At 36.2% G+C, this 26,339-nt stretch carries 26 protein-coding genes; 20 read left to right on the forward strand and 6 right to left on the reverse strand.

Features of this window, described 5'->3' with window-relative positions:
* The first annotated feature begins 17 nt into the window (after positions 1-17).
* On the forward strand, positions 18-926 hold the full coding sequence (locus tag DU508_RS24195; protein ID WP_115402812.1) for a mechanosensitive ion channel family protein: 909 nt from the start codon (positions 18-20) through the stop codon (positions 924-926).
* A 77-nt stretch (positions 927-1,003) separates the two neighbouring features.
* Complete coding sequence (locus DU508_RS24200; RefSeq protein ID WP_115402813.1) at positions 1,004-1,291, forward strand: mechanosensitive ion channel; 288 nt, start codon at positions 1,004-1,006, stop codon at positions 1,289-1,291.
* 216 nt (positions 1,292-1,507) lie between these two features.
* Here the strand turns inward: DU508_RS24200 and DU508_RS10675 are convergent, their stop codons facing one another.
* A complete protein-coding gene (locus DU508_RS10675; protein WP_115402814.1) occupies positions 1,508-2,335 on the reverse strand; it encodes an alpha/beta hydrolase family protein in 828 nt (275 codons plus the stop codon).
* Positions 2,336-2,440: 105 nt separating this feature from the next.
* A complete protein-coding gene (locus DU508_RS10680) occupies positions 2,441-2,836 on the reverse strand; it encodes a DoxX family protein (RefSeq protein WP_115402815.1) in 396 nt (131 codons plus the stop codon).
* A 104-nt stretch (positions 2,837-2,940) separates the two neighbouring features.
* Between DU508_RS10680 and hemA the strand changes: the two genes are divergently transcribed.
* The 17 genes from hemA to DU508_RS10765 all read left to right on the forward strand — a co-directional run bounded on the left by hemA (position 2,941) and on the right by DU508_RS10765 (position 21,644).
* Positions 2,941-4,167 carry a glutamyl-tRNA reductase gene (gene hemA, locus DU508_RS10685; protein WP_115402816.1) on the forward strand — a complete coding sequence of 409 codons (1,227 nt, stop codon included), beginning with the start codon at positions 2,941-2,943 and terminating at the stop codon, positions 4,165-4,167.
* A gap of 533 nt (positions 4,168-4,700) precedes the next feature.
* Positions 4,701-6,281: a hydroxymethylbilane synthase gene (gene hemC, locus DU508_RS10690; RefSeq protein WP_199562692.1), complete on the forward strand. Its 1,581-nt coding sequence runs from the start codon at positions 4,701-4,703 to the stop codon at positions 6,279-6,281.
* A 245-nt stretch (positions 6,282-6,526) separates the two neighbouring features.
* Complete coding sequence (gene hemB / locus DU508_RS10695) at positions 6,527-7,495, forward strand: porphobilinogen synthase (RefSeq protein ID WP_115402817.1); 969 nt, start codon at positions 6,527-6,529, stop codon at positions 7,493-7,495.
* A gap of 162 nt (positions 7,496-7,657) precedes the next feature.
* The gene (gene hemL / locus DU508_RS10700; protein WP_199562693.1) at positions 7,658-9,028 is read left to right on the forward strand and encodes a glutamate-1-semialdehyde 2,1-aminomutase; all 1,371 of its coding nucleotides are present in this window, start codon (positions 7,658-7,660) and stop codon (positions 9,026-9,028) included.
* A 356-nt stretch (positions 9,029-9,384) separates the two neighbouring features.
* On the forward strand, positions 9,385-10,251 hold the full coding sequence (locus DU508_RS10705) for a sensor histidine kinase (protein WP_115402818.1): 867 nt from the start codon (positions 9,385-9,387) through the stop codon (positions 10,249-10,251).
* A gap of 8 nt (positions 10,252-10,259) precedes the next feature.
* A complete protein-coding gene (locus DU508_RS10710; RefSeq protein WP_025146905.1) occupies positions 10,260-10,964 on the forward strand; it encodes a response regulator transcription factor in 705 nt (234 codons plus the stop codon).
* On the forward strand, positions 10,964-11,479 hold the full coding sequence (locus DU508_RS10715; protein ID WP_115402819.1) for a hypothetical protein: 516 nt from the start codon (positions 10,964-10,966) through the stop codon (positions 11,477-11,479). Before DU508_RS10710 ends, DU508_RS10715 begins: the two co-directional genes overlap by 1 nt.
* A 220-nt stretch (positions 11,480-11,699) precedes the next feature.
* Entirely contained in the window at positions 11,700-12,725 is a 1,026-nt protein-coding gene (hemE, locus tag DU508_RS10720) for a uroporphyrinogen decarboxylase (protein WP_115402820.1), read from the forward strand.
* A gap of 85 nt (positions 12,726-12,810) precedes the next feature.
* On the forward strand, positions 12,811-13,044 hold the full coding sequence (locus DU508_RS10725) for a hypothetical protein (RefSeq protein ID WP_115402821.1): 234 nt from the start codon (positions 12,811-12,813) through the stop codon (positions 13,042-13,044).
* A 2-nt stretch (positions 13,045-13,046) separates the two neighbouring features.
* Complete coding sequence (locus DU508_RS10730; protein WP_115402822.1) at positions 13,047-13,790, forward strand: hypothetical protein; 744 nt, start codon at positions 13,047-13,049, stop codon at positions 13,788-13,790.
* Positions 13,787-14,341, forward strand: coding sequence for a CopD family protein (locus tag DU508_RS10735; protein WP_115402823.1), 555 nt, complete (start codon positions 13,787-13,789; stop codon positions 14,339-14,341). The genes DU508_RS10730 and DU508_RS10735 overlap by 4 nt, the downstream gene beginning before the upstream one ends.
* A gap of 165 nt (positions 14,342-14,506) precedes the next feature.
* Positions 14,507-15,664 (forward strand): hypothetical protein, encoded by a 1,158-nt coding sequence (locus DU508_RS10740; RefSeq protein WP_115402824.1) that lies wholly within the window; start codon positions 14,507-14,509, stop codon positions 15,662-15,664.
* A 1,309-nt stretch (positions 15,665-16,973) separates the two neighbouring features.
* Positions 16,974-17,543: an RNA polymerase sigma factor gene (locus DU508_RS10745; protein WP_115402825.1), complete on the forward strand. Its 570-nt coding sequence runs from the start codon at positions 16,974-16,976 to the stop codon at positions 17,541-17,543.
* Complete coding sequence (locus tag DU508_RS10750; protein WP_115402826.1) at positions 17,524-18,261, forward strand: hypothetical protein; 738 nt, start codon at positions 17,524-17,526, stop codon at positions 18,259-18,261. Before DU508_RS10745 ends, DU508_RS10750 begins: the two co-directional genes overlap by 20 nt.
* A 94-nt stretch (positions 18,262-18,355) precedes the next feature.
* Positions 18,356-19,165 (forward strand): outer membrane beta-barrel protein, encoded by an 810-nt coding sequence (locus DU508_RS10755; protein ID WP_115403325.1) that lies wholly within the window; start codon positions 18,356-18,358, stop codon positions 19,163-19,165.
* Positions 19,166-19,350: 185 nt separating this feature from the next.
* Positions 19,351-20,343 carry an ABC transporter ATP-binding protein gene (locus tag DU508_RS10760; protein WP_115402827.1) on the forward strand — a complete coding sequence of 331 codons (993 nt, stop codon included), beginning with the start codon at positions 19,351-19,353 and terminating at the stop codon, positions 20,341-20,343.
* Positions 20,344-20,435: 92 nt separating this feature from the next.
* Entirely contained in the window at positions 20,436-21,644 is a 1,209-nt protein-coding gene (locus DU508_RS10765; RefSeq protein ID WP_115402828.1) for an ATP-binding protein, read from the forward strand.
* Between the two features lie 59 nt (positions 21,645-21,703).
* Here the strand turns inward: DU508_RS10765 and DU508_RS10770 are convergent, their stop codons facing one another.
* The gene (locus DU508_RS10770) at positions 21,704-22,108 is read right to left on the reverse strand and encodes a hypothetical protein (RefSeq protein WP_115402829.1); all 405 of its coding nucleotides are present in this window, start codon (positions 22,106-22,108) and stop codon (positions 21,704-21,706) included.
* Between the two features lie 135 nt (positions 22,109-22,243).
* Between DU508_RS10770 and DU508_RS10775 the strand changes: the two genes are divergently transcribed.
* A complete protein-coding gene (locus tag DU508_RS10775) occupies positions 22,244-22,804 on the forward strand; it encodes a DUF4230 domain-containing protein (protein ID WP_115402830.1) in 561 nt (186 codons plus the stop codon).
* A 309-nt stretch (positions 22,805-23,113) separates the two neighbouring features.
* Here DU508_RS10775 and DU508_RS10780 read toward each other — a convergent pair whose 3' ends face one another.
* The 3 genes from DU508_RS10780 to DU508_RS10790 form a co-directional block, all read right to left on the reverse strand.
* Positions 23,114-23,461: a cupin domain-containing protein gene (locus DU508_RS10780; protein ID WP_115402831.1), complete on the reverse strand. Its 348-nt coding sequence runs from the start codon at positions 23,459-23,461 to the stop codon at positions 23,114-23,116.
* Between the two features lie 144 nt (positions 23,462-23,605).
* A complete protein-coding gene (gene ilvA, locus DU508_RS10785) occupies positions 23,606-24,856 on the reverse strand; it encodes a threonine ammonia-lyase IlvA (RefSeq protein WP_115402832.1) in 1,251 nt (416 codons plus the stop codon).
* 318 nt (positions 24,857-25,174) lie between these two features.
* Positions 25,175-26,335 (reverse strand): 2-isopropylmalate synthase, encoded by a 1,161-nt coding sequence (locus DU508_RS10790; protein ID WP_115402833.1) that lies wholly within the window; start codon positions 26,333-26,335, stop codon positions 25,175-25,177.
* Positions 26,336-26,339: the final 4 nt, after the last annotated feature.

Genomic DNA, 26,339 nt, shown 5'->3' on the forward strand with positions numbered 1-26,339 from the left:
AAGCTTAAATTGCCTTAATGAATATCCCTGAATTTCAATCTATATTTAATGAACTTAGAAACTGGCTTATCGGTAAAGGCTTTTCAGGTAGTGAATTAATTTATTCTTACTTTTTTATTGGGCTTATTGGCGTAACACTATTCCTGTTTATTACCATATTTATTACCCGCCAGATTTTCATTGGTGTTGTAAAAAGTGCCAAAACTAAATCCGATTGGCAAAAAGCACTCTTCGAGTTTAGGGTTTTCAGGGCCTTTGCTTTAATTTTTGGTGCTTACATTATTTACAATGCTGTTCCTTACGTTTTTATAGATTTTAAAAACTGGAGATTTTATGCTTTGATTGTTGCTAAAATCTATATGGTTTTAGCGGTGATGTTTGCAATAAATGCATTTCTTAATGCATTGGTATCCATTATGGAAACCTCTAAAAAATATGCAGACAAACCCATCAGAAGTTATAAGCAGGTTGCAAAAATTGTTTTTTACATTGTTGGATTTGTATTGATTCTCTCCATTATTTTGGGCGAATCGCCGCTATATGTTTTCGGCGGTTTTGGTGCAGTAACAGCTGTGTTGATTTTAGTCTTCCGCGATCCGATTTTAGGTTTTGTGGCTTCAGTACAAATGAGTGCCATTGATCTGGTTCGTGTTGGAGATTGGATCACAGTAGAAAAATATGGTGCTGATGGAGAAGTGACCGAAATCAATTTAACCACTATTAAGGTTAGAAACTGGGATAAAACAGTAACCATTGTGCCGAGTTATGCAATTGTTAGTGAATCATTTAAAAACTGGCGGGCCATGGAGGAGAGTGAGGGACGAAGAATCAAACGCCACATTAATATTAAAATTTCCAGTATTAAATTTTGTGATGAAGATTTAATTAATCGGTTGAAAAGTATTGATTTTTTAAAGGATTACTAAAAGAAACACAAACCAAAATTGAGCAGTATAATGCAGAAAATACAGTAAATCCTAATAATTTGGTTAATGGTCGCCACATGACCAATATTGGTACCTTCAGGGTTTATGCAGAGAAATACCTGGAGAGCAATCCTTACATCAATACCGATCTAACTTTTATGGTACGCCAGTTACAAGCTACTGAAAACGGACTTCCAATAGAGATTTATGTGTTTTCAAAAGAGAAGGGTTTAAAGAAATTTGAAGAAGTGGCAGCTGATATTTTCGATCATTTACTCGCTGCGGTTCCGTATTTTGATTTGGAAATTTTTCAGAGCCCAAGTGGAAGTGATATGAGAGGGTTTGTTGGTAGGGGGAATGATTAGGGGGAGTTAAGATCTTCTGGACAGCTGACCTAGGCTGTCGTCATGCTGACCTGTAGCGAAGCGGAAAGCTACGAAGTAAATTTATTTCAGCATCTTTCCTGCTACTATAGACCCTGAAATAAATTCAGGGTGACGACGACAGCCTTGATCTAAAACTTAATGAAAGTAAATGAAATAATCTTATCTAAATTCAAATAATCAGAATGCTAGCATTTGTTATTCCTCTCCCAAAAAAGTTAAACATTTTTCGCAAACCTTAAACAAAAGTGGCGGCAAAGTTTCATTTTCATAGGGATGCGACGCACCATAAACATGGTTTGCACCCTCAATTTTAACTAATCTGCTGTTAGGATTGGCATCTGCCAGTTGCTGAGCATTTTGAAAAGGAACATTTACATCATCATCTCCTTGTACAATTAACCAGGGAATATTAATGCGCTTGGCCGCTTCAATAATGTTTAAAGTATCAGCATGTTCTTCTAAATCTTCCAGTAGTGTTGCATTTAAAGGCATCTCTTCTTTGGTTCTGGCATTGGTCACATAAATTTTTCCAGTTTTTTTCCATTCTGCTTCCTGCTCTTTTTTCCATAAGCCGTTGAATGCAGAAACAGCACTCCAGGTAATCAGTTTGTTAATCCTTAAATCGTTGGCAGCTTCAATAATTGCCAAACCACCCCCACGGCTATGACCAATTAAGTTCACTTCAGTTTCCTTGCCATACGCTTTCTCTATAAAATCGAGTACAGCATTCACATCAAATAATTCTTTTGAAACTGTATTACTTGCAAAAGTTTCCATATCGGTCACATCTTTGGGGTTATCGGCAGGAACGCCACTGTGCGATAAATTAAACTTAATGTAACGGTAGCCATTACTTGCAAAATACCTGGCCACTAAATGATGTGCTCCCCAATCTTTAAAGCCCTTAAAGCCGTGAACAAAAAGTACAATAGGCGTTTTTGGGTTTTTGTCATCAAAAGTAATGTCGCCAATAATTAATTTTCCATCTGAACCAATCAGGCTGAATTCGCTTTGTGTAATCATAGTTTTTAAGTTTTACTTTATAGATTTAAAGAAATAGTCACAGATTTTTACAAAAGATTATCTGCTTAAATTCCAAGGATTCGGTTGAGAAATTAATTTGATTTCTCAACTTCTATTGTAATAATACCAGGCCCAGCCAATAAATAACAATTGGAAAGGCAATCGCATCCAGGCAATAAAAGGTGTTATATATATTTTACCCAGTATAAAAGGTGCAATTTCAACCATGTAAACGTGAACGGGTATAAATGCAATAAGCATCAAAATAATTAACAGCGATGCTAACTTTCTGGTTTTTGAAAAAATCAATAAAATCCCTAAAATGATTTCAAATGCACCAGAAAGGTAAATTAAAAATTCATGAGCAGGCAACCATCCGGGCATGATGGCGTAATATACTTTAGTGGAAACAAAATGATTACACCCTGCCAGAACATAAAATAGTGCATAAATCCAAAGAAATATTTTATAACTTAAAGATGGATTGTCAGTGTTTTGCATTTATTTAAAACCGTTCTAAATTGATGTAAATTACAGGTTAATGACAGTCACATGCATTCGCCGTGTTACTTTTGTATCCCGATAATAGTTAATAACGGAAACACTTGGAATATTTAAAAGTAATAGCTTTTACGCATCACCACATCGACCTGAAATCTTTAGGGAAATTAGTTATTTGTGACCAGAGTTTAGACAGCAGGTTGAAGAATATTCAAACGGAGCTTCCTGTTAGCGAAATTTTCTATATCGGAACCTGCAACCGGGTAGAGTTTGTTTTTCTTACCAAAGAAAAAACCGATAAAGAATTTATTACCAAATTCCTCTCTGTTTTAGATATGGGTTTGCCCGCAGAGTTCATGGAGCGTTTTCTTGATAATGTTACTGTTTACGAAAACGAAGAAGCTTTTAATCACCTTTTAAGAACTTCTTGTTCTTTAGAAAGCCTGGTTGTTGGAGAAAAGGAAATCCTGGCTCAAATCCGTAAAGCTTACGAAAACTGTCGTGATGCTGGTTTTACAGGTGATTACATGCGCATGATTATGGATAGGGTAATTAAAACGGCTAAAGAAGTTTATACCCATACCAACATTTCCAAAAATCCTGTTTCAGTGGTTTCATTGGCTTACCGCAAGCTTAAAGAATTAAATATGTGCGGTAATTCACGCATTTTAATCATTGGTGCTGGTGAAACCAACCAAAATATCGCAAAATATTTAAACAAACATAAATATTCCAATTTCTCAATTTTTAACCGCACGCTTTCTAAGGCAGAATCTCTTGCCGAAGAATTGAACGGCAAAGCCTATCATTTAAGCGCACTCGAAAATTTTAAGGAAGGCTTTGATGTGATCATTACTTGTACAGGTTCAACAAACCATATTATTACCGAAGAGCTTTATTCAAAATTGCTTAATGGCGATACTGGCAAAAAGGTGATTGTGGATCTGGCCATTCCTAATGATGTTAATCCAGCAGTTATTCATAACAATCCTGTTCATTATATCGAAGTAGAATCGCTTAAAGAGGTTGCCCGCAAAAATATTCAGGAACGTTACAATGAACTTGTTCATGCTGAAGAAATTATCAGTAATAACATCACTGAATTTTTCACGGTTTTAAAGCAACGCCGCATTGAGCTGGCCATGCAGGATGTTCCCCGCAAAATCAAGGAAATCAAAAACACAGCTTTAAATGGAGTGTTTGCAGATGAAATCAGTCAGATGGATGAAGCATCGCGAGAAGTTTTAGAACGTGTAATGAATTACATGGAGAAAAAATGCATCAGCGTTCCAATGATTATGGCTAAAGAAATTCTGGTTAAAGAATCTTAGGTTGTAAGTTTTCGTCATTGCGAGGTACGAAGCAATCTTAAAGCTTTGGAGCATTAATTATTTCAGGATTTTATATTTTCTATTGCCATGATTTGTGTCATCACGAAATATTTTTAAGCTTGCTGAGCGTAGTCTGAATATGAAAAGCAGGTTTCAGTGCTTTTCGGTTATTTCAGCCCCGCTTTTCGTTTCAATCTTTTTGTAACTTCTGTCATGCTGAGGAACGAAGCATCTGTTTCATCGGTTGCAGATGCTTCGTTCCTCAGCATGACAAGATTATTCAGGGTTGTTGTAACAAAAAGTATTTTCACTCCAATCGGGTTTAGAGCACCTGGGTTCAGCGATTCAAATCCAAATCCCTTTCCAAAAGATTAAACTTACTTTCTACCAATTGCTTAGCCACAGATCAAGGACGACCATTTGGTTCTAACCCGAGAAAATCTATCCGCTCTGTAACCTGACTGTCTCATTTTTAAACATATTTATTGTTTCAGCACTATTTAACTAAATTTGCAATTCATTTAACCTTTATAGTGAAGAAATTAACCATCGGAACACGCGGTAGCGACCTGGCTTTATGGCAGGCCAATCATATTAAAGATGAATTGGCAGCAATTGGAATAGAAGCAGAAATTAAAATCATCAAAACACAAGGTGATAAAATCCTGAATTTAAGATTGGATAAGTTAGAAGGAAAAGGCTTTTTTACCAAAGAACTGGAAGAAGAGCTTTTGGGTGGAACAATCGATTTGGCTGTTCACTGCCTTAAAGATTTACCTACAACACATCCTGCTGGTTTAACCATCGCAGCTATTCCACCACGCGAGGAAGCAACAGAATATCTTTTAATTTTGAAAGACTGTGTTGATGTTTCGCAAAAACTTTCATTAAAAAAAGGTGCAATGGTTGGTACCTCATCAAACAGAAGAAAAGCCCAGCTTTTGGGTTTACGTTCTGATTTGGAAATTGAAGATTTACGCGGAAATGTTCCAACCCGTATTCAGAAATTGAGAGATGAAGATTATGATGCGATTATGCTGGCTAAAGCCGGAATCAAGCGTTTAGGTTTAGATGTAAGTGAATTTCACGTAGAAGAGTTGGAGCCGACTGAATTTGTGCCTGCACCCGCTCAAGGTGCTTTGGCCATTCAGATCAGGGAAAATGACACAGAACTTTTTGATGCCCTTCAGCAACTACACAACCCTGCAACAGCTGAAGAGGTTGGTGTAGAACGCAAGGTTTTAAATCTTTTTGAGGGCGGCTGCCACATGCCTTTGGGCTGTTACTGCAAAAAGGCTGATGGAAAATTCGAAGTATGGACATCAAAGGCGGAAACTGCCGATGATTTTCCTGAGCGCTTATTCTTACGTTCGGAAACCACAGATGGTTTGGCTGAAAAAATTGTTGCTAAGTTTGATAAAGAAAGAAAAAAACCTGCAAAGGTTTTTATTTCCCGTGAAATTGGTGAACACAGTTATTTCCGTAAGGCGCTTGAAAGTAATAATATAGAAATAGAAGGGCGTTCATTAATTCGTACACTGCCTATAGTAACTGTTTTGGATCAGTTCATTTTAAAAAATATAGATTGGATTTTCTTCAGTAGCAGAAACAGTGTGGAGTATTTCTTCAATTTAAAGCCTCAATTGCCGAAGAAAACACAATTTGGTGTGGTGGGAAGAGGTTCAGAAGATGCACTTCGTAAATTTGGCCATTTTGCCAATTTTGTTGGCACCAGTGGTGATATTACAGAAGTTGCAGATGATTTTGCCCAATTGGTTTCAGGTAAAAACATATTGTTTCCAAGAGCACAGGATTCTTTGCAAACGATTCAAAAATCTTTACCAGAGGATGCTAAGATAATTGATTTACCTATTTATGAAACGGTAACCGAAGAAAATATTGGTCAAAGCTATGCTGATGTATTGATTTTTACCAGCCCATCCAACGTAGATGCATATTTTGCCGATAATTTATTAGAACCAGGTCAACAGGTAATTGCAATAGGTAATTCTACGGGCAAAAAATTTGATGAAATGGGCGTGAGTTATACTTTGCCCTATTCGCCTGATGAGATCGGATTAGCCGAGGCCGTTTTCGGGATCGAGATAAAATAAAGGTTGAGGGTTTAAAGGTTTAAGGTTGAGGATTTGGAAATTCAAAAAACCAAGCTTAAAGCGAAAAGAATAGCCACTTCGTCATTGCGAGGTACGAAGCAATCTTACTACGAAGGTTTTTATTGCAAATGCATCAGGATTGCTTCGTACCTCGCAATGACGACCGCAAAAAAAAACTAACTGCTCGAAAAATAATACAATATTCAAGTCTTGATACTTGATACTAAATACTTGATACAAAGAATATGTTACATCGTCCGCGAAGATTAAGGAAGAACCCATTGGTTAGAGAGATGGTAGCCGAAACCCGACTATCGAAAGATATGTTTGTGTACCCATATTTTGTGGTACCAGGAACGAGCGTTACCCATGCTATTGATGCAATGCCAGGTGTAAACCATTATTCAATTGATGCTTTAATAAAAGATGTAGAGGCTGGATTAAATAAAGGTTTGAACAAAATCATGCTTTTTGGCGTCGGTGATGAGAAATCTGCAGATGCAAAATCTGCTTACCACGACCATTCTTTGGTTCCAACAGCGGTTCGTGAATTGAAAAAGCAATTTGGCGAAGATTTATATGTAATTACCGATGTTTGTGTTTGTTCATATACCACTCACGGGCATTGTGGAATCATGGAGAACGATTACGTTCAAAATGATAAAACGGTAGATGTAATTACTAAAATGGCATTAACACATGCAGAGGCTGGTGCCGATATGTTTGCGCCATCGGATATGATGGATGGACGTATTGAAGCCATGCGTAATTTGTTGGATAAAAATGGTTTTGTAAATGCGGCCATTATGAGCCATGCCACAAAATTTGCATCAGCTTATTATGGTCCATTTAGAGAAGCTGCTGATTGTGCGCCAAGCAAAGGCGATAGAAAAGCCTACCAAATGGATTTCAGGAACCCGCTTGAGGCCATGCGTGAGGCACAATTAGATGAACAGGAGGGTGCAGATGTGTTGATGGTAAAACCTGGTTTAGCTTATCTGGATATTATTCAGCGTTTGAAACAAGATACCAATTTGCCAATTGCCGTTTATAATGTATCGGGCGAATACTCGATGGTTAAAGCTGCCGCAGAACGAGGCTGGATTGACGAACAAAAAGTAGTGATGGAAACCATGCACGCTTTTGCAAGAGCAGGAGCAAGCATTATTACCACTTACCACATTAAAGATATTTTAAATAACGATTGGCTTTAAAAAGGTGGAAGGCAGAGGGTTTAAAAGCTGAAATTTGCACGCCTTAAACCCTCAACTTTCCAGCTTTCAGCCTTAATATGAGGTGAAAATTGATGGTTAAATGTTATGGGTTTTTGCGCCCAAGCTTTCTCCCTTCAACCTTACACCTTCAACCTTAAAAAAATGTTAGATTCATTAAAGAAAATGTTTTCAGGCAACGAGGCCGATATTCCAGTGAATACTGGAAGTAAACCAGACATTTCAAGAACAAAATCTGCGGAACTATACGAGAAATCGAAAACTTATTTTCCTGGTGGTGTAAATTCGCCTGTCAGGGCTTTTAAATCGGTTTATGGTACGCCGCTTTTTATTGAAAAAGGCGATGGTTGCTATATCTGGGATGCCGATGGAAATCAGTTTATTGATTTCTGTGGAAGTTGGGGCCCTTTGATTTTAGGTCACAACCATCCTAAAATTCGTGAGAAAGTAACCGAAGTAATGCAGAACGGAATGAGTTTTGGTGCGCCTACTGCTTTGGAAAATGAATTGGCAGAGCTGATTATCAAAAATAATCGTTTTGTTGAGAAAATTCGTTTTACCAGTTCGGGAACAGAAGCGGTTATGTCTGCAATTCGTTTGGCAAGAGGTTTTACCGGCAGAGACAAAATTTTGAAATTTGAGGGCTGTTATCATGGCCATAGCGATTCTCTTCTGGTAAAGGCAGGTTCGGGTTTGGTCACTTTCGGAGAAACTTCATCGGCAGGTGTTCCAAAATCTTTTGCTGAAGAAACGATAGTGATTCCACTAAATGACAAAACAGCTATTGAACAGGCCTTTACCCAGTTTAAAGATCAAATTGCTGCGGTAATTATTGAAGGTATCCCTGCCAATAACGGTTTGATTATACAGGATGAAGAATATATCAAGTTTCTGCGCAAAATCTGCACTGACCATGGTTCGTTATTGATTTTTGATGAGGTAATTACTGGTTTTAGAGTTGGGTTTGAGGGTGCTGCTGCTCATTATGACATTACACCAGATATTGTAACTTACGGAAAAATTATTGGTGGTGGTTTGCCTGTTGGTATGTATGGCGCATCTGCTGAAATTATGGCTCATATTTCTCCTGATGGAGGGGTATATCAGGCAGGTACTTTATCAGGAAATCCTGTGGCGATGGCTGCAGGCATTGCAACTTTAACTGAACTGAATAAATCGGGTTTTTATAAAGACCTGAATGCAAAGGCACAGGAATTTGTGGCCAGTATTCAGCGTTTTGCAACTGCCAGGAATTATAAATTTAAAGTATTTACCATCGGCTCTATTTTCTGGTTTGCATTTACCGACAAAGATAAAATTCAATCGGCTGATGATATTGATGCGGGCAGCATGGAGAAATTCAAAATCATGCACCGTGAATTGCTGAATAGAGGAATTTATTTAGGTCCATCGGGATATGAAGTTGGTTTCGTATCTTCAGCACATACGAAAATTGAATTGGAAAAAGCAAAGAGAGCAATTTTTGAGGCGTTGGATTTAGTGTTTAAGAAGTAATTTTTGAAAGTCGCCATTGTAAGACACAAAGCAATGGCGATAATGGTTATGAAACTTTGAGGGGCAACTCCCCTCCTTATTTTCGAGGAGGGGCTGGGGGTGGTTTTTAATTTCTTGCACAGCCCCAGGTTTTCTAAACCCGATTGAAGTGGAAATACTTTTTTACTCTTACGAAAAAGATTGCCACGTCGTTCCTTCTCGCAATGACGACTTTGGGAGAATGACAGTGCCTAAAAAAGATTGGAACGAAAAGCGGGACTGAAATAACCAAAATGAACAGGATTTGCTTTTCAAAATAATATAATTTAGTGATTAAGGGATAAATTTTAAAATCCTTAAATCATAAAATCCCGAGTATGAAGAAATCTATTATCATATTTTACGCATTACTGCTATATGCATTAATACAACTTATTTCATGGGGAACTTTAGTGGTACGTTTGCAGCCAAGCCGCATGACGATGATTATGGGCGAAGGTTCAGTATTTCTGTTTTTGCTTTGTATTGGCGGATACTTCCTTCATCAATCGTTAAAGCGTGAAGATAAACTGAGAGAACAACAACAAAATTTCCTGATGTCGATTACGCATGAGCTGAAATCGCCTTTGGCGGCCATAAAACTTTCTATTCAAACCATTGTTAAAAGAGATTTAGACAAAGTGAGGCAAACTGCTCTGCTAAATAATTCGTTAAAGGATATTGAGCGTTTGGATGATTTGGTAGAAAATATGCTGCTTGCAACTAAAATTGAAAACCGTTCATATACGTTTCCGAAGGAGGAATTTAATTTTTCGGAATTGGTTTATAAAATCACTGATCGGTTACAGGTTCACTCTTGTGGTTGCGAGCAGATTATAAATGCTAAAATTCAGCCAAATTTGCAGTTAATGGGTGACAAATTTGCCTTATCGTCAGTAGTAACAAATTTGATTGAAAATGCTGTAAAGTATTCTAACCCATGCGATGAGATAAATGTGCTTTTAAATAAGGTTGATGGGCATATTCAGTTAAGTGTGATTGATAAAGGACCAGGTATTTCAGATGCCGAAAAAATGTTGATATTTGATAAGTTTTACCGCGTTGGTAATGAGAATGTCAGAAAAGCGAAGGGAACAGGTTTAGGCTTGTTTATTGTGAAGGAGGTTTTACAATACCATGATGCTGATATTACAGTAAAAGACAATTTGCCTCATGGAAGTATTTTTGAAGTAACATTTAGTTAATCTCAATTATGTCACAAAAATTAAGAATTCTATTGGTAGAGGACGAGGATCACTTGTTAGATGCTATCAAATTAAACCTCGAACTTGAAGGCTATAAAGTTCATGCTGTTAAAGACGGCAAAACCGCTCTTAAAATATTTAAAGAAGAACGCTTTAATCTAATCATTTTAGATGTTATGCTACCAGAAATGGATGGTTTTCAGGTTTGTGAAACCATTCGTTTGGAAAATGCAGAAGTTCCTATTATGTTTTTAACTGCAAAAAACACTTCAGAAGATCGTGTTTTAGGCTTGAAAAAAGGAGCTGATGATTATTTGGTTAAACCATTCAACTTAGAGGAATTAATTCTTCGTGTTGGTATTTTGGTAAAACGCAGTTTAAAATCTGATGATTTAAAAGAATTAAATTCTTATAAAATCGGTGATAAAACCATCTATTTTAACTCTTTTGAATTGAAACATGATGATGGTACCATTACTCCGCTAACCAAGAAAGAAACCATGTTGTTAAAGCTTTTAATTGAGCGTAAAAACGATGCGGTTTCCCGTGAGCAGATTTTGGAAACCGTTTGGAACTATGATGTTTATCCATCAACAAGAACAATTGATAACTTTATCTTAACGTTCCGTAAATATTTTGAACCAGACCAAAAAAATCCAGTTTATTTTCACTCTATTCGTGGTGTGGGTTATAAATTTACTGATAGTCATTAATGTACAATAACAAGGGCAGGTATGCTTTAATGGCCGTTTTTGTGCTGGCAACAGTTGTTTGTGTTTACTATGAACAATATCAGCTGGCTGCTTTAGCTGCCTTTTTATTTGCCTTTGTGGTGTGGAGCCATTTTAAGCATAGCTCGGTTTTAATGGCTTCCAGGTATTTTAAAAACAATGAGTTTGGAAAAGCTAAATCCATGTTGGCTGAAGTTCCAAACCCTGCAAGATTATCAAAAAGCCGCAGAGGTTATTATGAGTTTATGCAAGGTAATATGGCCTTGAAAGAGGAAGATTACGATAAAGCTGAATACCATTTTCAACTGGCAAGTCGTTTTACCGTTGGTGGCAAGAATGAAAAATCGTATGTGTTGATACATCTGGCCAATCTCGCTTTACGGAAAAAGGATAAGGAACGGGCGGAAGCATATGTTAAACTGGCAAAGGAACTTGCAGAATCATCACGCTCAAAAGATATCATTGTTAAGATTGAGAAAGAAATAAGCAAATTATAATATTAATATTGTCATTTTGAATAACGAAGCACCGGTTTAGGAATAAAAAGGTACTTCGTTTTTTTTTTATTCATACCTTTGCGCAATTAAAATTTTTAAACACTCGTCATGCTGAACTGTGCGTAGCGAAAAGCTACGAAGTAATTTATTTCAGCATCTTCCTTTAGTTAGACCCTGAAATGAATTCAGGGTGACGACTGTGCGATACCAAATACAAAACATGAAGAATAATTTATTTTTAGACGCCGCATTTTCAAAAAAAACAGAACGTCCACCCGTATGGATGATGCGCCAGGCTGGTCGCTTTATGCCGCAATATTGGGAAATTAAAAACAAATACTCTTTTTTAGAGATGTGCAAAACTCCCGAAATTGCTGCTGATGTAACTATGCTGCCTGTTGATTTGTTGGGTATTGATGCGGCGATTTTATTCTCAGATATTTTAGTTACTGGTGAAGCAATGGGTGGGGATTTGAGTTTTACCCAGGGCGTTGGCCCTAAGTTTGCAAATCCTGTTCGCAACGCACAAGATGTAGAAAACTTAAATGTTGATTGTTTGAGCGAGTTACAGTACGTTGCAGATGCCATTAAAGTGATTCAGCAAAGGTTAAACGGAAATATTCCTTTGATTGGTTTCGCTGGGGCACCTTTTACAGTAATGAGTTATTTAGTTGAAGGTGGTTCTTCAAAAGATTTTAAGCTCACGAAATTGATGTTGCACAATCAACCAGAATTGGCACATCAACTTTTAGCAAAAATTGCTAAGGTAACGGCAGATTATTTGAATCTGCAGATTGCCGCAGGGGTTAATGCCATTCAGATTTTTGATAGTTGGGCACTAGCACTTTCATGGAATGATTATCAGGAGTTTTCTCATCGTTACATTCAGGAAATCATTGCAAACCTCAATAGAAAAGATATTCCTGTCATTTCTTTCTGTAAAGGAAGTTCGGTTTTTGCGCCAATTATGGCCGAAGCTAAACCAGATGTGATTTCTGTAGACTGGAATGCTGATTTATTGAACATTAAAAATGCATTGCCTGCTGGTATTGCTGTTCAGGGAAATTTAGATCCACATATTTTATACGCAGATAAAACGGTTATTAAAGCACAAATTCATAAATTATTTGAACGCATGCGTGGAACAGAAGGATTTATCTTCAATTTAGGTCATGGTATTATGCCTGATATTCCTTTTGATCATGTTAAATATGCAATTGAAGTGGTAAAGGAGTTTAGGTATTAACCTCTGAATCCTCATAATGGAAACTTTGAACAGCGGGCGTAAATCGTTATATTTGATTTCTACAAGTGCATTTATATAAATATTTATGACAGTTAAATCATTACAAGACGAAGATAAATTGCCAATTAAACAGGTAATTAATGCCATAAATAAAACTATGGATGATGTTCTACGTGTAGTTGATGCAATGGACTTAGGTAGAACTGAGGTAAAAGCTGATGGCGTTTACAGAACTTTTAATAGTGGAGAAACAGTAAAAATTTCATCTGGAAGCTTTACTAAAAAAAGAGTTTCAGAAAGAAAAATAAAGCTTTTTTAATAATGGCTGTTAAGCCTAAGCTTAGAATTTTCGCAGGGCCGAACGGTTCTGGCAAAACAACGCTTTATAATTCCATTAAGCCTATATATTTTTCGACCAGACTTTTTGTAAATGCAGATATTTTAGAATCAGATTTTAAGAAAAACAATTTTCTAAATCTCTCTGATTTTGATATTGTTTGTTCGCAAGCTGAATTTGAAAATTTTTATTCTGCAAGTGGATTGTACGCAAAAGCCAGTTTTAACAATAAAAGTTGGAATTTAGTTGTAAAAGAAAATGTTATTGTAAAAACTGATCATGATTATTTCGATTATAACTCTTATCACTTCGCAATAATAGCCGATTTCATTCGCCATAAATTGATTAACGATAAAAAATCATTCTCTTTCGAAACGGTGTTTTCGCATCCATCAAAATTAAAACTTATTGAGTTTGCTCATCAAAATAATTATAAGGTTTATCTGTATTTCATTGGAACTGAAACGCCAATAATGAACTTAGAACGAGTAAAAGATAGAGTAAAAAAGGGCGGACATTTTGTTGATGAAGATAAGATAGAAAAACGATATTTTCTTACAATGGATTTACTTATAGATATGTTGAAAGAAGTTGATGAAACTTATCTTTGGGATAATTCTGGAACTAAACATAACTATGTGGGAAATATCAAAAATGGTGTTTTAAATCTGGAATTTTTAAATATCCCCAACTGGATTGATACGTACATTTTAAATAAAATTAAATGATAGAAAGCTTACAGCCATATTATTATTATTTCCTTGCAGTACATATCGTATTTGTGATTAGTTGGATGGCAGGTTTATTCTATATTTTAAGTCTTTTTATTTACCATACTGAGGCAAACGATAAGCCTGAGCCAGAAAGAAGCATTCTCCAAAAACAATTTATTAAAATGGAGGCTACACTATGGAAAATCATTGCCACGCCTGCCATGATCATTTCTGTTCTGGCAGGTGCATCGATGCTTACTTTACATCCAATGCTTTTGCAAATGGACTGGATGCTGGTTAAGCTTGGTTTTGTGATTGGATTACTGGTTTATCATTTCATATGCCAGAATATTGTTAAGCAACTAAGAAACAATCAATTTAAGTTGAGCAGTTTTCAGTTGAGGCTGTGGCGGGAACTGGCCACCATTTTTATGATAGCCATAGTTTTTGTGGTCATTCTTAAAAGTGCCATTAACTGGATTTATGGTTTGATCGGTATCATGAGCATTGCAATGGCAATTATGATTGCCGTTAAGCTATATAAGAATTATCGGTTGAGAAAATAAGGTTAAAGCTGAAAAACCATAGACTAAGGCAAAAGCTAAGAGCGTGTGTTGTATAAGATTGACTTTGTTTAAATATAGTCTTTGTTTTCTTTGCGTAAACTTCGCGTTCTTTGCGGTTAAATAAACCAAAAACTATCCTAAATTTGAGCGATAAAATCCAGGCTCATGTTTAAAACAACAGGTTTGAAAAAGACCTTACTATTTATATTTTTTCTATTTATTTCTTACCTCGCGTCAGCACAATTTAACCAGTCTGCTTTTGAAAACAGAATTCGTCCCGATAGCAGTTTAACGAATGAAGTTCATTTCAATTTTTATAATTTCAATTACGTTCGTAATTACGAGTACACCAACGATTTCCATGATGGTTATACCTTGTATGGAACGCAGCTGCAACCGCAAATCGTTTATTATGCTCATCCGAATTTAGCCATTACTGCCGGTGCATTTATCAGAAAGGATTTCGGCCGGAATGGAATTACTGATGCAAAACCCTTATTCAACTTAAAATACCATAAAAGAAACTTAACCTTAATTTTTGGAAGTTTAGAAGGGAACATCCATCATAACTATATTGAACCGCTTTACAACTTTGAAAGGGTAATTACTACACCCATTGAATACGGAACGCAGTTATTGGTGGAGCGTGAGAAATTTAAGCTAGATGCCTGGATTGCCTGGCAGAAAATGATTTATAAAGGCGAACGAGCCAAAGAAGAAATCACTGGAGGCTTATCAACTGAAACATTTTTACTGAAAACTAATGAATGGAAACTGAGTGTTCCCGCTCAGTTTTTAGCCTTCCATCAAGGCGGACAAATTGATATGTTGAAAGAAATTCCGATCAGTACGGTTTTTAATGGTGCTACAGGGTTGAAATTGCACAAAGAGATTAATGGCAATATTAAACAGGTTTATACAGATAATTACCTGGCGGTTTATAAGGATTTTTCTCCCGACAAAAGAAGAGCTTATGAAGGCGGTTTTGGTTTATGGTCAAATGCTGGTGTAGAGAGCAAATGGGGAAGCTTAGTTGCCTCTTACTGGAAAGGAAATAATTTCATTTCAATTAAAGGAATGCCTCTATATGAATCGGTTTCTGATAATTTATATAGTCAGGGTTTAACGCAAAGCCATAGAAATATTGTTTCTCTGCGTTATGCTTACCAAAAAGAACTGATTCCACATCTATATCTTGATGTTCGTTTTGAACCACATATTGATTTGGATCATACTGATAAGCAGCTTCAGTTTAATCATTCGTTTTTCCTCACTTATAAGCAGGATTTTAAATTGTTTAAGGTTAAGAAGCAACAAGATTAAAGCAGTTTGATTTTTAGGAACTATTGTGTGGGTCTGTAACAAAATGTGGCTATGCCTACCATTAACGTATTTGTGCAATATAATTGTTAATCATGATTTAACTTAAGTTTTTAAAGAAAGAATATTCCGCAGATTTAAGAAGATTCCGCAGACTTTATTTTTATCTGCGTAATCAGCGGCATCTGCGGGAAATACCTGAATAATCTCAACATCATTTATGTTGATTCCTCTACCGGTTGGTGTCCCCCAAACGAAGACATTTAAAAAAGCGAGTAAACTCCTTCAATTTCGTTTGGTGGGACACCAACCGATAGGTAAAATATTTAGTTGCTAAATCATGTAAAACTGTCGTCATTGCTAGGCACGAAGCAATCTTAAAGCGTTTGTTATATAACCAGCGACAGTGTAGGATTTTTCATTGTTAGTTTATATTTCCAAAGGTATTCAAGTTTGCTTCGCAGGTGTTTCGTGCCTCGCACTGGCGCATTAAACCTCAAGTTCACGTTAACTTAAGTTTTTAAAGAAAGAATATTCCGCAGATTTAAGAAGATTCCTCAGACTTTATTTTTATCTGCGTAATCAGCGGCATCTGCGGGAAATACCTGAATAATCTCAACATCATTTATGTTGATTCCTCTACCGGTTGGTGTCCCCCAAACGAAAACATTTAAAAAAGCGAGTAAACTCCTTCAATTTCGTTTGGTGGGACACCAACCGATAGGTAAAATATTTAGTTGCTAAATCATGTAAAACTGTCGTCATTGCTAGGCACGAAGCAATCTTAAAGCGTTTGTTATATAACCAGCGACAGTGTAGGATTTTTTATTGTTAGTTTATATTTCCAGAGGTATTCAAGTTTGCTTCGCAGGTGTTTCGTGCCTCGCACTGGCGCATTAAACCTCAAGTTCACGTTAACTTAAGTTTTAGAGAAAGAATATCCCGCAGATTTAAGAAGATTCCGCAGATTTTATTTTTATCTGCGTAATCAGCGGCATCTGCGGGCAATAGCTGAATAATCTCAACATCATTTATTGATTTTTATGACCACGAAGTAGCTGCGAAGCAAAATAAATTATCCCTCAGCATGACAGGAGTTTAAAGATTGCAGCGAATAGCAGGATTAACACCTCAAAAAAGTTTCAGACATTGCTTTCCAAATCAAAAAACTATATCTTTCTTTAAATTTTTATATGAATTTATCTTATTGATAATCAGTTATTAATAATAAATTTTAACTTTTATTTAACTTTTTTCTTATCCTCATGCAACCAATGTTTGTAATCTGCCATCTTCTATATACAAACACACAATGAAATTGACCCGAAGCTATACAATAGATGATTTGATGGAAGGCTGCAAAGCTGGCGACCGGAAGATGCAGGAAATGCTTTACAAGCAAACCGCATCGAAAATGCTCGCCGTTTGTATGCGATATGCCAAAGATAGAATGGAAGCTGAAGATGTATTGCAAATGGGCTACATCAAGGTTTTCCAAAAGATTAAAGATTACAGAGGCGATGGCTCTTTTGAGGGCTGGATCAGGAGAGTGATGGTAAATACCGCAATTGAAAGTTACCGTAAAAATTTACGCAGCTTAAATGTGGTAGAAATTGACGAGGCTTACGAGCAACCATCAACAGGATTTGATTTTAGCCGATTGGGCATGCAGGATTTAATGAGTGTGATACAAAAATTAGCAGATGGCTACCGGATGGTTTTTAATATGTACGTAATTGAGGGTTATTCGCACAAGGAAATTGGAGAAACACTTGGTATTTCGGAAGGAGCAAGCAAATCTCAATTATCAAGAGCGAGGGCAATTTTAAAAGAAGAAATTATAAAAATGGAGGGCTTTGGTTATGCAACCTATACGGGATAAAGATTTTGATCAATTATTTAAAAATACTTTTGAAGATGCCGAAATAACGCCATCAAGAGATTTATGGAGTAGCATAGAAAGCGAAATTGAGCCAAAGAAAAAAAGGATTATACCGATTTACTGGTTGGCTGCAGCTGCAGTTTTGCTAATCGCTACCGTTGGTATTTTAATTTATCAACAGCAGAATATTACTGATTCTGGCAGGCGTTTGGCAAATAAAGCAATCGATAAGGTTAATCCAGCTGAGCAGCCAGATTCGGCGGCAATCTCTGCTCCACAACCAGTAGAAAAGGCAATGCCAATTTTACCAGCTGCCACGAAACCTGTTAATGCTTTAGTTAAAAATAAGGTTAAAGAAGATGTTAAACCTCTAGAAAATCATAAAATAGTTACTGCCCCTGAAATGCAAAAACAGGAAACAATCATTGCGATGGTAGAAGAGCCAAAACAAGACATTAAATCGAAAATTGAGGCGGCAATTTTACAGCCAAAGCAGGAAACGGTAATTGCAATGGTTGAAACTTCAAAAGCAGAAGTGGAAAATGATACTGACCAAAATAAAGGAATTCGCAATGTTGGCGATGTGGTAAACTTAATCGTTAACAAAGTGGATAAGAGAAAAGATAAATTTATCCAGTTCCGTACGGATGATGATGACTCTTCAATTTCATCTATTAACATAGGCCCATTTAAATTTGGGAAAAGAAACAAAAAATAAACCAGATTAATGGTTATTGGATTGCAGATTGAATAGACAATTTGCTCCTAATGAACAAATGACTAATGAACACTTTTTAACAAACACACACGATATGAAACGTCTAATTTTTACAACACTTTTGGTAAGCGGACTTGCCGGTGTTATGGCTCCAGGTGCTTTTGCACAACAAGATACAGTAGTTAAGGATACGGTTATCAAAAAGAAAAGCAAATACACACTCACAATAGGTGGTGGTAGCCTGATTACCAAAAACGACTCTACTCAAAATGCAAAAAAAGGTCGTTTCGTAGGTGGGATCACTTTTACCAGAGTTGATTTAGGTTTCACAAGATTAATCGATAACGGTAGCTTTAACTTATCTCCAACTAATGATTTTTTAGATTATAAAGGAGGTAAAACCAGTACATTTTCATTTGATGTTTTACAGTTCGGCTACCGCTTCAATTCAAATTTTAAAGTTTATGTAGCTGGAGGTTTCGACTGGACATTAATAAGGTTGCGAAAAGATGTTACGATCCAAAAAAACTTACCAACTTTAACTGCCCTTCCGGAGAATATTGAATTCTCGAAAAATCGTTTCTCAAGTAGTTATGTACACATTCCTTTGAACTTCGAATTGCGTACGAAAGAAAATGATAGGGGCAAAAGATTCTACTTTATTTTAGGTCCTGAGGTTAGTTTTCTGCTAGGTGGAAAGGTTAAACAAATTAGCGACGAATTTGGCAAACAAAAACAATATGATAATTACCATTTTCAATCAGTTCGCTACGGAGGTTCATTCAGGTTTGGATATGGAGGATTAGGTTTGTTTACTAAATATTATTTCAATGATATGTTTGCTACTCCTGCACAAGCTGGCTTAAAGAATATGAGTTTTGGAGTAACCTTCGGTTTAAATTAAAATACATTAACACATCAATAGAATCAATTCCTGTTTCGGTTAGGCGGAGCAGGAATTTTATTTTATATCTATTAATACTCCTTTTGGTTATAATTTTAACACGTGTAAATTATCTTACGAAACACACATGTGAAACATTTTACTTTAAGCTTTCGTCTTTCTGCTTTTAACTTTATCTTTAACTCGTGAGCGATATTATTATTAGCGTAAAAAATTTAACGAAGCAATATCAGGCTGAGCAAGCTGGGGGCATCAAAAATATCAGTTTCGATATTAAAAGAGGGGATGTTGTGGCCATTATTGGAGAGAGTGGAAGCGGTAAATCTACTTTACTTAAATCTATTTATGGTTTGTTGAAAACTGATGAAGGCGAGGTCTTTTTTGAAGAACAAAGAGTTAAAGGTCCTGATGAACAATTAATCCCCGGCCACAAGCAGATGAAAATGGTTACCCAGGATTTTTCACTGAACATTTATGCTAAGGTTTACGATAACATAGCCTCGCAACTCTCCAATACCGATTTAAAAACCAAGGCCGAAAAGACTTTAGCGATCATGAAACATTTGAGGATTCTTCCGCTACAGCATAAAAAGATCATTGAATTAAGTGGTGGAGAACAGCAACGGGTAGCTATTGCGAAAGCAATGGTTTCTGATACTAAAGTTTTACTGTTAGATGAACCATTCAGTCAGGTTGATGCCTTACTTAAGAACCAATTAAGAGCCGATATCAAGCGTGTAGCAGCAGAGGTTGGCGTTACCGTAATTTTAGTCTCCCATGATCCGGCAGATGGTTTGTTTTTAGCCGATCAATTATTGATTTTGAGAAATGGAGAACTTTTGCAAACAGGTAAACCCACTGAAATTTATCAACGCCCCAAACATATTTATACTGCCCAAATTTTAGGTAATGCGGTGGTTTTATCACGTGGCGATGCAGAAAAACTGGGTTTAAAAACTTTTGCTGCAAATGTTGTATTTTATCCGGAATGGGCCGAAATTAGTAGCAATTGGAGCAGTAGAAGATTTGAGGTTAGAGATGTTTACTATAAGGGGTTTTACGATGAGCTGCTTTTGGAGAGAAATGGCGTTAGTGTTCGGGCAATACAACTAAACCGCGGAGAGCATAAAAAAAACGACCACGTTCAAGTGAACATTAGTCGTTTTTTAGAGTTTTAGTTGTGATGGTATCATTGATCGTTTTACTATAAATTATAAGTATAATTATAATTTATTATAATATTTGATATAATTATAAGTATAATTACAACATGAACATACCTGCGAATATTTTAAAACGGAATAAATACATTTTTAAAATACAGCCCTTTATACGTAAAAACTTGATTAAAGTGCTTACTGGGCAACGTAGGGTAGGTAAAAGTTATTTGGTTTTTCAGCTTATTAACTATATCCTTGAACAGGATAAAGATTCAAACATCATTTACATGAATAAAGAAGATTTACAGTTCGACTTTATTAAAAATGCAACCGATCTGAATGATTACATTATTTCAAAAATAAAACCTAATGCTCTTAATTATATTTTTATTGATGAAATACAGGATATAGTCGATTTTGAAAAAGCATTAAGATCGTTTTTACTCGATCAAAATAACGACATCTATATTACTGGTAGTAATGCAAAAATGCTATCTGGTGAATTGGCGACTTATTTAAGTGGAAGATATGTTGAGTTTACCATTTACAGCTTGTCGTATTCAGAATTTTTGCAGTTTCATAAATTGGATAATAATGATAAAAATATGGATCACTATTTTAAATATGGTGGCTTGCCTTATCTTATCAACCTTGCTTTAAATGAACAGGCCTTTGAATACCTTAATAGCATTTATACCACTATTTTATTCAGGGATGTTGTTTCAAGATATAATTTAAGAAATAGTAATTTCTTAGAGAAACTTGTTCTTTTCCTGGCAGATAATATTGGAAGTCTGTTTTCTGCAAAAAAAATAAGTGATTTTCTTAAATCTCAACAAACAAAAATAGCACCGAATCAAATACAAACCTATACCAAATATTTAGTAAACGCATACGTCATACATGAGGTAGATAGGTATGATATTATTGGGAAAAGAATTTTTGAAACAGGTAGTAAATTCTATTTTGAAAATACTGGTATCAGAAATGCCATTATTGGATATAAGCCACAGGATTTAGGAAAATTGCTTGAAAATGTAGTATATAATCATCTCTTATATTTAGGTTACAAAATAAAAGTTGGCACAATGAATACCAAAGAAATAGATTTTATTGCTGAGCGTAACAATGAGTTTATTTATATACAGATAGCTTTAAAATTGGATGATGAAGCAACGATTAAACGCGAATTCGAAAACCTGCTTCAAATTGCAAATAATTATCCTAAATATGTAATTACCAATACCCAATTTAATGGAAATACTTATCGGGGAATTCAGCATGTTTATATTCGTGATTTCTTGATGTGGGAACAATAAGATATAAAAAACGACCACGTTCAAGTGAACATTAGTCGTTTTTTAGAGTTTTAATGTTTTTATCGATAAGATTCTATTAGTACAATCTTAACCCTTGTTCTGGTGGTTGGTCTATCAGGTATTGCATGCTGAAAATCTGAGCTTTGCAAATCTATATCTATTCTACCCTCACTAACTGCATAACTAAATGCTTGAGTATCATAAGTAAAAGGTAATTGTTCGTAAACGTTATTATCTCCTCTTGAGATGTAGACTAAAATGCCATCATTTTCGAAGGTTCTTATATCGATATTGTTATCAGGTAAAGCAGCTGAAAGTGTAAAACCATCGGTGCTTGCCTTCCAGTCAGAAGGATTGATGTATTTAATAATGGTTAAATTATTAGGAGTAATAATGGTTTCCTTTTTGCAAGATACCAAGCCTAGCGTGGCGATGCAAAGCATTAAAATAGTTAGCTTTTTCATGTTGATTAGTGTTTATTTGTGTGTATTAAATTCTAATACAAAACAACTGCCAAAAATTCTGAAGAATACAATCTGGATTAATAATTGTTTAATCATTTCAGTACAACATTAAAAATTGAATTAAAATATCTTAAAATGAGAATATTTTTTAGAGTATTACCTTGGTTAATTTTACTTATAGCTGCCTACTTTTTTATCTCCAAAAAGTTCAGCATCAATACCTCAGTTGAAAGTAAGCATCAGCTTTTGGTTGAGAAAATTGAAGCCATTGGCAAACTGGAGCTGGTTCGCTATCAAATTAGTGATGTATTGGAGCATAAAAACAAAACTGATTTCCTGCCCGAGGCCAGTGTTTTACTCATTGTAAAAGCTGAAGCCGTGGGTTGCATAGACCTCACAAAAATTACCCGTGATGATCTTGAGATTGATGCCGATACAGCTGTAGTAAATTTGCCACAGCCGGAAATTTGCTATGTAAAAATTGACCATAAAAGCTCAAGAGTTTACGATACCAAAATGGCTTTCTTCCGTGAAGCGAACCTGGTTGATGAGGCTTACAAAGCCGCAGAAAAACAGGTAAGTGCAGAAGTAAAAAAATCTGATATACTAGCTCAAACCAAAACCAATGCAGCAAATGTTCTGAAACCAATTATCGAAGGATTGGGATATAAGAATGTACGGTTTACTTTTGAGTAGTCGACTTATGAAGTTTAAATAACGAGTTCGGGATAAGAGATAATGACACCTCTTCGAGGTTAAGATCGTTAAATTCATCAATTTTCTATTATCATATCAGTCCTTCAGATTTAAAACAACACGAAGTGGCGGGATTATGCTAGGCGATTGATCAATAAATAGTTACAAAACCCTGAAAGGGTGACATTATCATGATGTTGAACGTATCTCGAACTCACGTTAAATAGGTTCGTGAAAGGGAAACTTCGTAAGTCTTATCTAAACGAAATTTCTCCATCCATTAGTCTTTTCAAAATTTTGTAAGTTGAACTAAAGGAAATCCTCACGATGAGGATTAAAAATATCGATTAATAATCCGGCTTCTAAACAAACCACACCATGAAATACATTTGATGGTGCAAAAAAAACATCGCCCTCATTAAGGATTTTTTTATCATCGCCCATGGAAACTTCAAAGCTTCCTTTGGCAACATAACTCATTTGTAAATGTGGGTGATGATGAATGGCCCCAATTGCACCTTTTTCAAACGCTACCTTAACCAACATCAGGTTATCATCATAAGCCATGATTTTGCGCTTAACACCACTGCCTAAATCTTCCCAATCCAGATCCTTATCGGCTATTAATGTTTTGTTTGTTAAGTCTTTGAAATTCATTTTTGTTATCCTTTTGCGTCACCCAGAATTTATTTCAGGGTCTTTATTGTTTAAGATGCTGAAATAAATTCAGCATGACGAATTTATTAATTCTTTCTGTGCGTTCTTGGCGAAAAACTTAGCGCCCTTTGCGGTTAAGAGAACCTATACCAAATACTCAAACAAAGTCTGATCCTGGTTCAACTCAATGATCTCGAATTTAAAGTCTTTCATGCGTTGCAATAAACTTGCATAATCGTTTTTATTGGAAAGTTCAATCCCAACCAAAGCAGGACCATTTTCACGGTTTGTTTTTTTAATAAATTCGAAACGGGTAATATCATCCTGCGGACCTAAAACCTCGTTCACAAACAGTTTTAAAGCGCCTGGCCTTTGTGGAAAACGAACAATGAAATAATGTTTCAAGCCTTCAAAAAGCAAAGATTTCTCTTTAATTTCCTGCATCCGCTCAATATCATTATTGCCTCCACTTACTATACAAACGATGGTTTTACCTACAATCTGGTCTTTCAACTGATCTAAAGCAGCTACTGATAAAGCACCTGCTGGTTCTACTACAATTGCATCTTCATTATAGAGTTTTAATATTGTGGTACAGATTTTTCCCTCCGGGATCAGGTGCATCTGATCCAGCAATTCTTTACAATATTCGTAGGTAATATGACCGATTCTTTTAACGGCAGCACCGTCCACAAAACGATCAATTTCATCTAAAGTGTAAGGCCCACCGTGTTCCATAGCCGTAACCATTGATGGGGCACCCAAAGGTTCAACGCCAACTAATTTTACATCAGGTTTAACCGTTTTCATGTATGCACTCACGCCCGAGGCTAAACCACCGCCACCTACCGGCATCACAACCATATCCAAATCAGGCAGGTCTTCAAAAACCTCTACACCAACAGTAGCTTGCCCCTCAATAACTTTCTCATCATCGAAAGGAGGGATAAATGTGGCTGATTTTTCAGAGCTGTAAGCCAGGGCTTCTTTTAAACAGTCATCGAAAGTATCGCCAACCAAAATCACTTCCACATTATCGCCACCAAACATATAAGTTTGTTTAACCTTTTGTTTAGGTGTAATTTCCGGCATAAAAATTACGCCCTTGATCCCTAATTTTTTGCATGAATAGGCCACGCCCTGAGCATGATTTCCGGCACTTGCGCAAACCACACCATTTATTAAAGCATCTTGCGGCAACGAACTGATTTTGTTGAACGCACCACGTAACTTATAAGAGCGTACAATCTGCAAATCCTCTCTTTTTAAATAAATATTTGCATTGTAATAAGAAGAAAGTCCGGCATTAAACTCTAAAGGTGTACGTTTTACCACGCCTTTAAGTCGTTGCGATGCAGCGTTAAAATCCAATGTGTTCGGTGTTATCGTATTCATTTTTTTAATATCAAGTTGCGATTATATCAAGACTTAACTATCGCTTTATTTTTTTGAAAAGCAGGTTCCTATGCTTTTAGGTTATTGCAGTCCTGCTATTCGTTTCAATCTTTTTTAAAAATTCTGTCATGCTGAGGTACGAAGCATCTGTTTCATCGGTTGCAGATGCTTCGTACCTCAGCACGACAGATTATTCAAGGTCGCTGCAAGCAAAAAGTATTTCCACTGCTATCAGGTTTAGATATGATTCGTCATTGCGAGGTACGAAGCAATCCCCATAGAAAGATTGCTTCGTACCTCGCAATGACGGCTTGTTTCTTAAGCCAGGTGCAAAGCAACCAATTGATTCAAATCAGTATCATTTATTCCTTGTTTGCTGTCTGCTAAAACTAAAAACTGTTTGTAAACAATATCTAAATGTTCTTTTTCTAATTTATGGCCTAAACGGTCTAAGTGATGTTTCAGTGCATGGCGGCCACTTCTGGCTGTTAATACAATTGTTGCATCAGGGAAACCAACATCTTCTGGTTTAATAATCTCATAATTTTCACGGTTTTTTAAGAAACCATCCTGATGAATACCAGAACTATGCGAAAATGCGTTGCCACCAACAATTGCTTTATTGGGTTGAACAGGCATATTCATTTGATTTCTCACCATGTGGCTCATTTCATAAAAACGGGTCGCATCAATTTGAGTGTTCAAGCCCAAAATTTTGTGCGTTTTCAAAATCATGACGACTTCTTCCATTGAGGTGTTCCCAGCACGTTCGCCAATGCCGTTAATGGTACATTCTACCTGGCGGGCACCATTTTGTAAACCAGCAATAGAGTTCGCTGTAGCCAGGCCTAAATCGTTGTGGCAATGTACAGAGATAATAGCCTTGTCGATATTCTTTACATTTTCTTTTAAGTAAAGAATTTTCGAACCATATTGGTCTGGCAAGCAATAACCATTTGTATCCGGAATATTCACAACAGTTGCACCTGCAGCAATTACAGCTTCCACCATTTTCGCTAAAAATTCAATGTCTGCTCTACCTGCATCTTCGGCATAAAACTCAACATCCTCAACAAATTTTTTCGAATATTTTACAGCTTCAACAGCACGTTCTAAAATCTCCTCGCGGGTACTGTTAAATTTATGTTTGATGTGAAAATCAGAAGAACCAATTCCGGTATGAATACGCGGTCGTTTTGCATAACGCAAGGCATCGGCAGCAACATCAATGTCGTTTTTATTTGCACGGGTTAAAGCACAAATAATCGGATTGCTCACTGCTTTTGATAATTCAATTACACTGTTAAAATCACCAGGACTGGATACCGGGAAACCAGCCTCAATCACATCAACACCTAAAAGTTCAAGTGATTTAGCGATTTCTACTTTTTGGTTTGTATCTAACTGGCAGCCTGGAACCTGCTCGCCATCACGTAATGTCGTGTCGAAAATATAAACTTTGTTTGGGTCGTGAATCATAATC

This window comes from Pedobacter chinensis, from assembly GCF_003339865.1.
GTDB classification, from domain to species: domain Bacteria; phylum Bacteroidota; class Bacteroidia; order Sphingobacteriales; family Sphingobacteriaceae; genus Pedobacter; species Pedobacter chinensis.

Coding starts and splice junctions, on each gene's coding strand:
- DU508_RS24195 (WP_115402812.1), top strand. CDS start 18: ATGAATATCCCTGAATTTCAATCTATATTTAATGAACTTAGAAACTGG.
- DU508_RS24200 (WP_115402813.1), top strand. CDS start 1,004: ATGACCAATATTGGTACCTTCAGGGTTTATGCAGAGAAATACCTGGAG.
- DU508_RS10675 (WP_115402814.1), bottom strand. CDS start 2,335: ATGATTACACAAAGCGAATTCAGCCTGATTGGTTCAGATGGAAAATTA.
- DU508_RS10680 (WP_115402815.1), bottom strand. CDS start 2,836: ATGCAAAACACTGACAATCCATCTTTAAGTTATAAAATATTTCTTTGG.
- hemB (WP_115402817.1), top strand. CDS start 6,527: ATGTTACATCGTCCGCGAAGATTAAGGAAGAACCCATTGGTTAGAGAG.
- hemL (WP_199562693.1), top strand. CDS start 7,658: ATGTTAGATTCATTAAAGAAAATGTTTTCAGGCAACGAGGCCGATATT.
- DU508_RS10705 (WP_115402818.1), top strand. CDS start 9,385: ATGAAGAAATCTATTATCATATTTTACGCATTACTGCTATATGCATTA.
- DU508_RS10710 (WP_025146905.1), top strand. CDS start 10,260: ATGTCACAAAAATTAAGAATTCTATTGGTAGAGGACGAGGATCACTTG.
- DU508_RS10715 (WP_115402819.1), top strand. CDS start 10,964: ATGTACAATAACAAGGGCAGGTATGCTTTAATGGCCGTTTTTGTGCTG.
- hemE (WP_115402820.1), top strand. CDS start 11,700: ATGAAGAATAATTTATTTTTAGACGCCGCATTTTCAAAAAAAACAGAA.
- DU508_RS10725 (WP_115402821.1), top strand. CDS start 12,811: ATGACAGTTAAATCATTACAAGACGAAGATAAATTGCCAATTAAACAG.
- DU508_RS10730 (WP_115402822.1), top strand. CDS start 13,047: ATGGCTGTTAAGCCTAAGCTTAGAATTTTCGCAGGGCCGAACGGTTCT.
- DU508_RS10735 (WP_115402823.1), top strand. CDS start 13,787: ATGATAGAAAGCTTACAGCCATATTATTATTATTTCCTTGCAGTACAT.
- DU508_RS10740 (WP_115402824.1), top strand. CDS start 14,507: ATGTTTAAAACAACAGGTTTGAAAAAGACCTTACTATTTATATTTTTT.
- DU508_RS10745 (WP_115402825.1), top strand. CDS start 16,974: ATGAAATTGACCCGAAGCTATACAATAGATGATTTGATGGAAGGCTGC.
- DU508_RS10750 (WP_115402826.1), top strand. CDS start 17,524: ATGCAACCTATACGGGATAAAGATTTTGATCAATTATTTAAAAATACT.
- DU508_RS10755 (WP_115403325.1), top strand. CDS start 18,356: ATGAAACGTCTAATTTTTACAACACTTTTGGTAAGCGGACTTGCCGGT.
- DU508_RS10765 (WP_115402828.1), top strand. CDS start 20,436: ATGAACATACCTGCGAATATTTTAAAACGGAATAAATACATTTTTAAA.
- DU508_RS10770 (WP_115402829.1), bottom strand. CDS start 22,108: ATGAAAAAGCTAACTATTTTAATGCTTTGCATCGCCACGCTAGGCTTG.
- DU508_RS10775 (WP_115402830.1), top strand. CDS start 22,244: ATGAGAATATTTTTTAGAGTATTACCTTGGTTAATTTTACTTATAGCT.
- DU508_RS10780 (WP_115402831.1), bottom strand. CDS start 23,461: ATGAATTTCAAAGACTTAACAAACAAAACATTAATAGCCGATAAGGAT.
- ilvA (WP_115402832.1), bottom strand. CDS start 24,856: ATGAATACGATAACACCGAACACATTGGATTTTAACGCTGCATCGCAA.
- DU508_RS10790 (WP_115402833.1), bottom strand. CDS start 26,335: ATGATTCACGACCCAAACAAAGTTTATATTTTCGACACGACATTACGT.